At 51.9% G+C, this 12,294-nt stretch carries 8 protein-coding genes and 1 tRNA gene; 8 read left to right on the forward strand and 1 reads right to left on the reverse strand.

What is annotated here, in order from left to right:
- Positions 1-82: 82 nt before the first annotated feature.
- The 3 genes from ACSYSO_RS01955 (at position 83) to ACSYSO_RS01965 (ending at position 3,346) form a co-directional block, all read left to right on the forward strand.
- Positions 83-1,312 (forward strand): hypothetical protein, encoded by a 1,230-nt coding sequence (locus tag ACSYSO_RS01955; protein WP_489760365.1) that lies wholly within the window; start codon positions 83-85, stop codon positions 1,310-1,312.
- Positions 1,312-2,325 (forward strand): DUF8094 domain-containing protein, encoded by a 1,014-nt coding sequence (locus tag ACSYSO_RS01960; RefSeq protein ID WP_491701911.1) that lies wholly within the window; start codon positions 1,312-1,314, stop codon positions 2,323-2,325. The genes ACSYSO_RS01955 and ACSYSO_RS01960 overlap by 1 nt, the downstream gene beginning before the upstream one ends.
- A 67-nt stretch (positions 2,326-2,392) precedes the next feature.
- Positions 2,393-3,346, forward strand: coding sequence for a tetratricopeptide repeat protein (locus ACSYSO_RS01965; protein WP_489760366.1), 954 nt, complete (start codon positions 2,393-2,395; stop codon positions 3,344-3,346).
- Between the two features lie 129 nt (positions 3,347-3,475).
- Here ACSYSO_RS01965 and ACSYSO_RS01970 read toward each other — a convergent pair whose 3' ends face one another.
- Positions 3,476-4,090: a CYTH domain-containing protein gene (locus ACSYSO_RS01970; protein ID WP_491701912.1), complete on the reverse strand. Its 615-nt coding sequence runs from the start codon at positions 4,088-4,090 to the stop codon at positions 3,476-3,478.
- A 170-nt stretch (positions 4,091-4,260) separates the two neighbouring features.
- Between ACSYSO_RS01970 and ACSYSO_RS01975 the strand changes: the two genes are divergently transcribed.
- The 5 genes from ACSYSO_RS01975 to ACSYSO_RS01995 all read left to right on the forward strand — a co-directional run bounded on the left by ACSYSO_RS01975 (position 4,261) and on the right by ACSYSO_RS01995 (position 12,285).
- Positions 4,261-4,333 (forward strand) — tRNA-Arg (locus ACSYSO_RS01975).
- A gap of 324 nt (positions 4,334-4,657) precedes the next feature.
- Positions 4,658-6,379, forward strand: a complete 1,722-nt coding sequence (locus tag ACSYSO_RS01980) for a serine/threonine protein kinase (RefSeq protein ID WP_491701913.1) — start codon at positions 4,658-4,660, stop codon at positions 6,377-6,379.
- Entirely contained in the window at positions 6,376-6,921 is a 546-nt protein-coding gene (locus tag ACSYSO_RS01985) for a hypothetical protein (RefSeq protein WP_489760369.1), read from the forward strand. The genes ACSYSO_RS01980 and ACSYSO_RS01985 overlap by 4 nt, the downstream gene beginning before the upstream one ends.
- Positions 6,918-11,906, forward strand: a complete 4,989-nt coding sequence (locus ACSYSO_RS01990) for a hypothetical protein (RefSeq protein ID WP_489760370.1) — start codon at positions 6,918-6,920, stop codon at positions 11,904-11,906. Before ACSYSO_RS01985 ends, ACSYSO_RS01990 begins: the two co-directional genes overlap by 4 nt.
- 85 nt (positions 11,907-11,991) lie before the next feature.
- Positions 11,992-12,285, forward strand: coding sequence for a WXG100 family type VII secretion target (locus tag ACSYSO_RS01995; protein WP_489760371.1), 294 nt, complete (start codon positions 11,992-11,994; stop codon positions 12,283-12,285).
- The last annotated feature ends 9 nt before the right edge of the window (positions 12,286-12,294 follow it).

A 12,294-nucleotide genomic window follows, 5' to 3' on the forward strand; every position in this document is an offset into this window, starting at 1 on the left:
CTGTAGAATGGACGCTGTTATGACTTCTACAACAAGCAGAGCACGGCGGAAAAACGTCAGAACGACGAAAAAGGCGAGGATCATGCGAGGCGTGGTCACGCCTATTTTCGGGCTGCTCGCGCTGGCTTTTCTAGTGCTGGGACTGCTCAACGACACAGTCTGGAAGCCGAGTGATCAGGTTGATGCAAGCGCCGATGTGTCCGGCAGCCGCTACATAGTTACCGATGCTGGCGTGTTGAATCTGCCAGGCAGAAACACCATGATTTCTGTGGGCCGGAGTGAAGCAAACGGCAAGCACGGCAAAGGCGCGGAAGCTCAAACCGGCACAGATATGTGCGTGGCCATCGGAACTGCAAAGGATGTGAACGGCTGGCTCTCAGGGGCGAAATATACGCGTATCACAGGTTTAAGCGATTGGTCCACGCTTTCCACCGCATCGGCGAAAGCTGACGGGCAACCGCTCGGTGGCAGTGCTGTACCGTTCAAACAATCAGATATGTGGTCGAGTGTTGTTTGCGGGGCGCGGAATGTGAAACTGAACGGTGGTGCCGACGACGGTCAGGTGGCGGTAGTCGATTTGGGATCGGACTCGTCCTCTGCACAGGTGCGTATGCGTTGGGACAGAACCAAGCTCTCCAACAACACCGGTCCGTTCTACATCGCTGCAGCGGTTTTGGCATTAGTGGCTCTATTATGTGCTTCCGTGCTGTCTCTTGACGCCAAGCAGGTGAAGGAACACTTCCAGAGAAGGAAGAGGCAGAAACAGATTCGTGCAGCCGAAGAGGTCAGTGTGGCCGAAGCGCTCACCGGAAGCATTCAAGGTCTGGCTCGAAACATTCGTAGTTCTTCAGGTCCGGGGCGTCACACCTCCGCAGCACGCGAGCAAGCACAGGAAGCCGAAGCTCAGCGCGCGGCAGCGGCCGCAGAACAAGCCGGTCCCAGCATCATCGATCCGACCACCAACAACATCGTGGCTCGAGTCGCAGCCAAACATACCGGAGCATCTGCAAGTACGGCGCTCATCGACCGCGGTCTAGGCGGAGTGCCGGTGGGAGGATCTGCCAGTCTGGCAGGTCTTGCCTCTGCCAATGGACCTCGATCAAAGCCTGTATTTGGCGAGGAAACCGCAGAAACTTCAGTAATTGATCCGCGTGAGCTTGAAACGTATCTCACCAGGTTGTCGAATGAGGTTCCGCAGCCCCCCAGCGCTCCGGCTCAACCTCCAGCACCCTCAGCAGTGCCGAAGCCTCCGGCAGGAGTTGGTCATACGTCTCATGGTGGCCTTCAGAGCAGTGACAAGGTGGGCAAGTGATGAATGTATCAACGAAGCGATGGGCGCAACGATTGGCGGCATCCGCGCTCGCCATAGCCGCTATGTTCGGTGTATCAGGTTGCGAGGGTCAGGTTCCTCAAGCGCAGGCACCGCAAGGCACAGACCAAGTGCCCGATCTGACCGAAGCCCAGGAGAAGAAGATTCGTGGCGGCATCCTCGACGCGCTCGACCGCGCTGATCAAGCCAAAAGTGCGGATGGGCTCGATGCCAAGGTGTTCGGCCCGGCACTTGACGTGCGCAAAAGTGAATTGCAGATCGCCCAAGCTACAGGCACGCTCGATGCAAAGGCCACCATTCCGCGAGATATCTCGCAGACGGTAATTCCCACCACCGCAGGGTGGCCACGTGCCGTCTTCTCGATTACGACCACCACGCACGACCAGCAGTCCAAAAGGCTCATGGTTATGGAACAGTCGGGCGCTCACAGCAACTACAAGCTGTGGGGTGTGGCGAGGTTGTTCCCCGGGGTGACGCTGCCGAAGTTTGCTATCCCCTCAATCGGTTCGCAGATGGGCAATCCAAAGGATTCGGGACTCATCATGACTCCTGAAGATGCTGTGGCGCAATATGCCGATGTGCTCGCCAACGGTGGGCAAAGCAAATATGCCGGCCAGTTTGCCGATGATCACTTCCGGTCCGAACTCTCGAAACTGTCACAGACGGTGCAGGACGGCATGGCGCGAAACAACGGCACACAGTCGCAAACCTTCACGCCGGCAGCAGATCAGATGGCCGTCATGCGCTCCGCTGACGGGGGTGATTTGGTAGTGGCGCGTATTGATTCCAAGTGGACTCGTACGGCCGGTGAAGGACGTGAATCGCAGCCTGCCTCGGACGAAGAGCGTGCGTTGTTCGGCAACGGCAAGGCCACGAGCAAAATGCAGGTCTCCTACGTCAATGTAGTGGCGTTGTATATTCCTGCGGCTCATTCCGGGCAGAAGGTGACGGCCGTGGGAGCTGAGCGTCAGCCCATACAGGTCTCAGCGCTTTGATAAAACAAGTGATATTCAATTGAGGTTATAGAGCACCAGCACCGGTAAGGCGCGGGAAAGAGGCACCATGGCAGGAGAGCAGGCACGTCCGGGAGTTTCCCTTGCAGGCGCGGTTGATTTGAGCGCACTGAAGCATCAGGTGAAAGCTGAACCAGGTCAATCAGGCGGCGCCCCTGCGGCAGGTGGTTACGTTATCGATGTCAATGAGTCGACGTTCCAAGCCGTGCTGCAGACTTCTGCCACGTACCCTGTGCTGTTGCTGCTGTGGGTGGGCAATGATGACAGGCTGATTTCCATGGCTCGGATTTTGGGCGATGCTGTCAATGCGTTGGATGGACAGATGCAGATGGCTCGCGTTGACATCGCGCAGAATCCGACAGTGGCGCAAATGCTTCAGGTTCAAGGTGCACCGGCTCTGTTTGCGCTTATCGCAGGCCGCCCCATGCCTATTGCTCAGGGGTTGCTCGACGATGAGGAACTGCAACGAGTGGCTGATGAACTGTTGCCGCAGATAGTGCAGATTGCCCAGCAATCAGGTGTGGCGGGTCGCGCCCCTTATTCGGGAGATCCTCAGGAGGGTGCCGCGGAGCATTCTGAGGAAGAGCAAGTGCCGCAGGAACATCGGCAGGCTCATGATCTGGCAGCGCAGGGTGATTATGCCGGGGCTGCCGCTGCGTATGAAGCGGTGCTGGAAGCCAACCCCAATGACACGTTGGCGGCGCGTGAACGTTCCAAGGCGTTGCTGTTGGGCCGTTCGGCAGATGCTGACGTGCGGGTGGTACGTGCTGCCGCCGCAGACCGACCGGACGATGTGGATGCGCAGTTGGCGGTGGCTGACATCGATATGATTGGCGGTCAGATCGGTGACGCGTTCAGTCGACTGTTGGATTTCCTTGCTGATGGGCATCGTGGGGATCTCGAGCCGGTTCGGCTGCGTCTGCTGGAATATTTCACCATTCCCGAAGCGGACGATGACCGATTGAAGAGTGCAAGGCGTCGGCTGGCTGGCTTGATGTATTGATTGCAGTGTTGCTGATTTGCTGGGTCCGCTGATTGTAGGCCGGGTATTGCGATGTGTACAGGTTGTACCCGGCTTGGCAATGGCTGGAATGTTGATAGCTGAGCGCGTGCGCCTCAGCTACGTAACCCATCAAACGGTGCGATTGGTACCGTAAATCTGCTCGAAGTGCGGGCCCGCCTCGCGCAGTTCTTGTTCAAAGTCGCTCTGCCAACGATTGAACGGGTTTTCTGCCAGGCCGTCGTTGGAGAATCGGGCTTGATCGGTAATCTCGGTGGTGCAGAAGTCGGGGATGATCAGATTGGTTACTGGGCTGCTGCGCTTGGCTTCCGCAATGACCAGAGGAGCGTTGCAGCCTCCAAATACATCTATATCCCAGCCGTCTTCACCGATCCATGCGCTGAAACGGTTTTTAATCATCGTCACGCCACCGCGTTTGATAAGTTCTGCGGCGATGAAGGGGTCGAGGTCACGTTCTGCCTCGTAGCGTGTGCCTCCTACAGACGGGCCTTTGACGGTGAGCGAAGCCTCGGTGAAGTTGTCTTGATATTGGGCAAGAACGTCGATGGGATTGACGGTTGAGCTCATGTCAAGGCGTGTGGTTTTGCTGCTCAATCGCACACGCAATGCGTAGTTGTCGCTATGCACGTAGTAACTCTGCACAATGAGCGCCGAGAAATCGTCGTCGGAAAGCGTCTTGGGCACGGCGTTGCAGTAGAAGCGACGGTCGAATTCAAATTCGTTCATCTCGGGAATCATGGCTTTAAGTGTAGCGGTGTGCGGCGTCTTTGAGTGTTGGCTGTGCGGTTCGCTTAGGCGAGCCGGTGGGTTCGATGCTGGGTGTGAGGCTGGTGCGTGATGGGCTAGGTGTGCGGCGTGGCATTGTTCGAGTACGTGTGTACACTGGTCTAGGTTGAGGGCTGGTAGCTCAGTGGATAGAGCGTCTGTCTCCGGAACAGAAGGTCGTGGGTTCGAATCCCATTCAGCCCACGCTCGTGCAATGGTGCCGGTGTTGAAACGTGTATACAGTTATATGCGGATTTTCTTCTTCTTTCTTTTGGTGAATTGTGATTTGTGTCACTATTCTAAGCTTTTTAATGTGCTTTTTGAAATATATGCATCTTGATTGACTAAGTAATTGGTTAGATGCACGAATATGTATATTTATCTATACCATATTTCCCTAGATGTAATATTTGCAAATTTCATCCATTCTGTAGAGTAATGGAAAACAAGACAGGCAGTTGACGTTTACCGTTCACGTGAGTTGGCGTGAGGGTATTGCTGCAAAGCGAGCGAGAGACGGGAATCATTATGAGCGAAGGGGGAAGAACAGTCGGAGGCCGATACCGCATCTTGACTGAAATTGGCTGCGGCGGTATGTCAACTGTGTATTTGGCATTGGACACTACTCTTAGCAAACAGTGGGCGATCAAAGAAATTCGCCATATCAAAGATAATGCTGAGCATAGGCGCATCATTGACGGATTGGTCAGCGAAGCGAATCTCATAAAGACGTTCGATCATCCCGCGATTCCGAGAATCGTTGATTTGATTGAGGAACATGGCAGCTTCTTTATTGTGATGGACTACGTGGAAGGGCAAACTTTAGCGCAAACTATAGCATCGGAGGGAAAGCAGACTGAGCGTACGGTTATATCTTGGGGCATTCAGCTGTGCGATACGCTTGATTATCTGCATGAACGCACTCCGCCAATGGTGTATCGAGACGTGAAGCCGTCCAATGTCATGGTTACTCCCGAAGGTGCTATTCGCGTGATCGATTTCGGTATCGCTTGTGAGATGCCACCTGAGGATGGCGAGCTTCCAAGCGATTATGAACCTAGGATGGGTACCCCAGGATTTGCTGCTCCAGAGCAATACGATGAGCACGGAAGATGCAGTGCAAGAACTGATATATACGGTCTCGGCGCGCTGCTCTATGTGCTGCTCGTTGGTGAGAAACTGGATGAGGAACCGTACGATTTACCACCGATCAGGCAGATGCTTCCAGAAGTATCTGCAGGTCTGGAACGTGTTCTTGCCAAGGCCTTGCACAAGGATCCGGAGAAACGGTATGGCGATTGTGCAGCAATGGCATACGATCTTGAACATGCAGCAGATAAAGACGCTGAGCTTCGGCGTAGTATGCGTTTTAAATGGCATGTGTTCTGTGCGCTGTGCGCAGCTTCCGTGGTATTTCTCATCACCGGTGGAGCGGTGCTTGGTGCTGGGGCGGTTACCGCAAATTCAAGTTATGAGCATCACATGGATTTGGCCGGGCAAGCAGTCAACAACAATGACGCTGAGGCTCAATATGTTGCTGCAGCGGGCATTAGGTCATCTGAGATAGGACCATATAACGGCTTGATTAAGCGTTATGAGTCAGATGGAATACTCAGCGACACCGAGCATCAGCAACTACAGCAGCTTCTGAGCGCCAATACCGACAGCCTTCAACGGAACGGCGAATCATGGGGACAGCTGGCATTTAGCATCGGGAAACTGTATTGGTACTACTACACGCCGTCGAGATCTGAGAATGGCAATGGAAATTCACAGATGCAGCATGTGCGTATGCAGGCCGCAGAACACTGGATGAAGATAGCCGGCGATTATGAATTCAAAGACCAACAGTTGGCGGTTCTGTATCTCACTATCGCCAATTTTGAAACCACCATTGTGCCGCTGATCAATGAGGGTGAAGATCAAGGCAAATATGCGCCATATTTCAAAGAGATGATGCAGCTGTCAGAGTATATGAAGACGAGTAACAATGATGTCATGCGCCTGTCAACGGCGAATCTGATACTCAACGCAGTGCGTACCTACCCGCGCAAATTCAGAGCTGATGGTGTTTCTCAAAAAGATTTGGAACAGGCGGTGCAAGCAGCACGGCGTTTGGCGCAAGAAGTGAGTCCTGCAACAGACGAGCTGCGACAAGAATATGAGTCGGCGTTAGGAGCGGTGGAACCTGCGCAACAAGCAGTTAGCGAAGCTTTTATAGATATTACCGGCAAAGGGGCAAAGCGATGAGTTCAGGATTTCAGATAACTGCTGCGGTACTTTTCACTGCTGCTGGCATGTGCTTAGTTGCAGCGGTGGCGTGTTTCAAAGCCTGGAATATTAGAGAAATACGAGACACTCTTACCGGTAAGACTGCACAAAAGCGCATTGCTGAGTTGAAGCATACCAGTGGTCGATGGAATGCAACAAATCGCCGTTCAAGCGCTGAAGGTTCCGCACTTGAGAGCCCTTGGGATGCGAGTGAAATTGGTAAGGCGTTGGACTTGTCATCCTTAGGTGTGGGTTCCTCAACGGATATGACCAATGGCTCACTTCATTCAGTATCTGACGGTAGTGAAGACGATGCAAAAGACACGGAAACGACGTTGCTAGTAGAAGAAGCGGATGCTCAGCAAGGTACAACGTTACTGGCAAATGCGAATTCAGGAAGCAATGAAAAGTCTCATGAAGCGCAGAACGTTGCGGCGCAACAGTCTGCTGGTAAACGAGATGTTCCGAGAACCGACGAAGAACAACTGGGCACGACGCTACTCGGGGAGGAGCAACGATGATGAAACGAACGAATAAGAGGAAACTTCGCAATATTGCATTGATTATCTCTATGGCATCTATCGTTGGAAGTTTCGGGTTGGGTGTTTCAGCAGCTGCATATGCTGCTGACGCTGTGACCGGTTCGCGCAGCGATGGCGGTGCCGTCGCTACGCAAGAGGCTAACGGTGGCGGAGAAGACCAAACTGCAGATACAGCAAACTTGGAACCACTGGTCGATTGGCAACTGGCTCAATTGCAGTCTGCGATTCAGCCGGTATTGGGGAAAAATCAAGCCACTCCTTCCTCACCTTTGACCTCGGCAAACGATAGCAAGGCATCTATTCCAATCGCTCCTTATTATCGCAACGCAGATGGCAACATGAGTGTTCTTGCGCAGCACATCCGCATCCTAACCTATGGGGGAGTAGCGGGGAAAGCGCAGGATGCTGGTTTTAGCGGAGATTGGACAACGCCTCTAGGTCGGCCCGGGCAATTACGCGTATGGCAGGCACAAGATAAGCAGCAGGCTAAGCTCAAAGTCTGTGTGGTTGATGCAGCATCGGAAAACCATGATGATGACTATGGTTGCCTACATCAGGGTGACGATAATGGTGGCTACGAAGTAGCTACTTCACTGGGTGCCAATGATCAGTGGCCAGCAGATGCTGTGCACCTTTCGGCGACTGTGGATTCTATATCCGTTGCAAAGCATGGTTCTTTCATCTACGTCAAACTTGGCGATGCACTACAAGAGATTGTTGGCGAAGGCAACGATGCGCACCCAGTTACCTTTGACAAAGGAAGTATTGTCAAAATTCCTGTTTCGCAAGATGAAGGAAAACCTATTGTAGGAATCTCTGACGTGGTTGAGCCTGACGAGGCCGGGAAACGCATAGATTTTAATGATGACAATCAGGTTAGCCTAGATAGAAGTAAGCACACACTTCGAGTCGATGAGCGTGGTGTGCGAGTGAAGGTAAAGGTTACCGATTGGAAGCCTAAGCCTACCAGCAGTACTGCATCTGTGAGTCAGCAGCAGATAGATGCTACCGTGTCGGGGCCGCAAGCATTTCAGGTGATGTACAAAGGGGACGTACTGGACCCTGCAGCAGTGCGATGCTCAGCAGAAAACGGGCGCAATAGTCCGTCAGATGATACGTTGCATTGTGAGTTCAATATTGATCAGAGCTTGTTGATTCGAACAAAGCAAATAGGGCGGGTAGGAACAATCGGCACAGTAAAGCTGTCAGATTTTGCCCTCCGTGCGTTTGACCAAGCCGGTAATGCAGGTGATGTGGCAACGTTAGATAAGATGCCTCCCTTTGCCGCAGATGCGAATGATAGCGGTAGTTCGGTGCAGCAGATGGAATTTGTTGCATTCCCGAGTACTGATATATATCATGACTCTTTCGGTATAAAGATCAAAGATATGTCTTCGAATGTGCTGTGTGGGGCTTCGGATGAGGATTCTTGTGAAGGGAAAACACTCAAAGCTAAGCAAGTTACCGTTGTTCCGAATCTTAGCCACGAACTGAGTAATGCGCTTAAGAACGATTTGAGTGTGTTTGGCCCCAAAGTGACCTACAACCTCTCATCGGAAGATGCGAACAGCAACATAGCACGGTGTATCGGAAAACATCCTTGTGATGTGAATGCTCGTACAGGCAAGACAGAAAACGATGAAAATACGGTGCTTGGTGAGGGACGTTATTCAGTAACATATGCGCTGAGTTACACAACTGTGCCAACCATGCTGAGCAGTTCGACAAATGCTGTGAATGGTGGCAGTAATACTGTGGAAGCTAAGATAAACTCCGTACTAATTGACGGCACAGCTCCCACTGCAGTGGCAGCGGTCACCTTATCTGATTCATCTGCGGATACGTGGCTGCAGAACAATTCCTTTGTGGATAAATCTGGGACAGTGCCTGTCACGGTTGCTGCCACTAATCCTGAGCGTCATATTGGAATCAAGGTCGATGCCGAAGATCTCCTTAGACGAGTCTCAGACACGCGGTCGCATGCTCGAGAAAATGCTGTAAAGCGAGAGTTGAGTGAAGGACAAGTTTCCGGGGTGAGTTCATTCTCATTCAGCTATGTACGTTACGATGATTATGCTGATGCGCTTGCTGTAGCACAGGGTAAGCATCCTTCTCACGAAGGTGTTACAACGACTTTAAACACCGACGAGTTGTCTGGTTTTTCAGCCAGTGTTGAGCTTGATGCTGATGGTGCATATCCAATAAGTAGCATGGTGGCATCAATGTGTGACTATGCTGGTAATTGCACTACAGATACCACAATGACTGATGCTGACGCGGTACTGGCAAGTGACGGTTCGCCATTCAATCCTGGATTTGATGTGGTTGTGGTCAATGATACTAGAAGTGTCACGTCCAATATCACTCTTGTCGATAATCAGGGAGCGCCCGAAAGCAGCAATCCTTTCTACCATCGTGGGGCTGTGAGTGCACGGCTGACCATTCATGATAAGTGGTTTGATGTGACACGTCATCTGCCCGGCCGTTCTGATGGCCCTCTGAGGTATTCATTATGCGGTGCACATGAGCAACAACAACAGTGGAAGTGCGGCAATGGTGATGGCGAGGCATCTCGTGGCAACGAGTTTCCGGGCGTCAAGTTGCTTGATTTCAAACAGGATTCCAGCGACTCGGACGAGTGGTCAACAAGTGTGCCTATGCCCCAGTCACAGATCGATGGGCAGCATCGTTCCCTTGAAGGCGAGTACCGGTTATGGTTCGATTATGTGCCTATCGGGCATGATTCCACAACAGCGCTCAGTAAGGATTCGCACTTCTGTGTTGATTACACGGCCCCGGATTTCTCGGAAGTCCATTACTCCGATGTCGATATTGCTCAATGGGGATGGATTTTCGCACAAGGTGATGAACATATTACAGTGCAAACTGCAGATGCGGTTTCAGGTATTGATGACGGTACGGTACAGTTCTCTGGGCAGTGGCAAAAAGTCGACGCTCAGCACCCAGCCATAACGACCAGCAGCAATGGCAATGTGAATATCGCATTCGGTAACGATTCGCAGAGATTGGTGTTGGCTGGCTCGGTCGTCAGTATCAAAGACAAGGCCGGTAATCAAGCGCACATCGATCTAGGGAACGCGAAGTCGGCGAATCTGCCAAAGAAGGTTTCGGGAATCGTTATTGACAAGGTGGCGCCGGCCATCAGTGTATCCTACGACAATAATGATGTGCGCAACGGGAAATATTACAAGGCGCAACGTAACGGGACAGTGACTGTTGTCGAATCGAATTTTGACTTTATCAAAACCAATGATGAGTGGCGAGATGTTGTCATGTATGCAGTTGACGGGTCAAAAGGACGTGTTACTGCCGGAAAGTTCAAGAACGACAATGGCGATGGTAAAACATGGGTCGCCGATTTGCCCTGCGAGCAAGATGGAGACTGGTTGATTGACGTCAGCCTAACCGATCCTGCGAAGCATCGTGCTCATCCATATCATGAAGAGTTCACCATCGATACACAGAAACCGATACTTTCTCTGAGCTTTGATAACGATGATGCCGAGTCTGGCAATTATTACAAGGCAACGCGTAAAGCCACTATCCGTCAAACTGAACGTAACTTCAGCGCGGATGAGACCATTATCAGCACAACCGCCAAGGATGACAAGGGACGTGCGGTCACTCCTCCTGCAGCTAGTGGATGGAGTGCGGCGGACGAAGATTACGAACGTCAGGCGACAGTCAACTTCGACAAGGAATTACACTACACATTGCGAGTCGAAGCTACGGATTTGGCCGGCAACGTGGCGGAAGTGGTTGAGGAGCCTGAATTCATCGTTGATATGACAAAGCCGCAGGTTGTGATTTCTGGTGTCAACGATAAGACGGCGTATTCAGGCACTTTGTTGCCAAAGATAGAGTTCAGCGACGCGAACTTTGACTCTATGCTCACCGATTACACGCTGACTCGCACTCATATACCGGGGAAATCGCGCAGTGAAAGCGCCAAGCGTGGAAAAGCCAAAGACAACTTTGCCTATGTCAAGGATTCCGAGTCTGAAGGAGAAACATCAAAGACAGTATCGTTTGAAGATATTGGGCACACCGTTGACAATGACGATGTATATACATTAACGGCCACGATCAAAGATAAGGCCGGCAATGAGAGCGAACAGAAAGTCGTGTACAGCCTCAACAGATTTGGGTCGAACTATATTCTGGACAAGAGCGCGCAGGACGTGCTTGGTAAGTACATCAAGTCTCCGCGCGCTATCAGAGTGACTGAAATTAATGTCAGCGGTATCGATATCGCAAAGTCGCATATGGAGTTGGTGCACGATCAACAAGTATCTTCCATCAACGACGGAGCCGATTACCACATGACCAAGCAAGACTCATCTGGGTGGCAGATGGCAGTTTACGATTTTCCTGCATCACTGTTCAACGATGATGGTTATTACCGGCTGCGTATGACTTCCGTGGACGAAGCGGGAAATCTGTCACAGAATACGATGAACAAGAAGAATGAGCGACGCAATGGTGACGCACAAGTCAACTTTGCAGTTGACGGTCATGCTCCATCTTCGAAGATCGCGGATTTGGGCGACAAATCGGTGTTCTACGAGCCGACGCACAATTTTGTGGTGGACGCGCATGACGATGTGGCACTGCGTTCAGTCACGATGAACGTCGATGGACACAATGTCGCGCAGTGGTCGGGTGATGATGTGCTGGCACCAATGTCATACAAGCTCAATGCCGATGAAAAGGCTCATAGCATTACGCTTACCTCAGTTGATATGGCGGGGAACACGACAGTATCCGCATATCGCAATGTGATAGTCGCCTCCAGTTGGTGGTCGTACGCCATGGTCAAGGGACTGCTGCTGCCCGGCATTGTTATCACCATTCTTGCCATCGCACTTGCTGCGCTGGGAGTTGTGCTGTTGATCAGATATAGACGAACGACAGCGTACCAGAAGAATGTTTTCGGAAGATAAAGATCCGAAAGCATCATTATAGATTTGCGCCGAAAGTCGGCGTGGAAATCCCGTGAGGTTCGGGAGTTATGGAAAGGAAATAACCATGGCAGGTCAAATTAGGATTACGCCGGATACCATGCGCCAGCGTGCTGGACAGTACAGGACAGAGGCCAACAACGTTGATGGAGTGATCCACAAGATGGATAATTTGCTCCAACAGTTGCAGAGCGAGTGGGAAGGCGCCTCGAGCCGCTCATATGCACAGCGTTTCCAGGAGCTGCGCCCGAGCTTTGTGCAGGCAGAAAATCTGATCAACGAGATCGCTAGGTCTCTTGACCAGACGGCTCAGACGCTTGAAGATACCGATTCGCAGATCGCGAGTGGTTTCCGCGGCTGAATCTAGCCC

It is taken from the genome of Bifidobacterium sp. ESL1130, assembly GCF_058507935.1.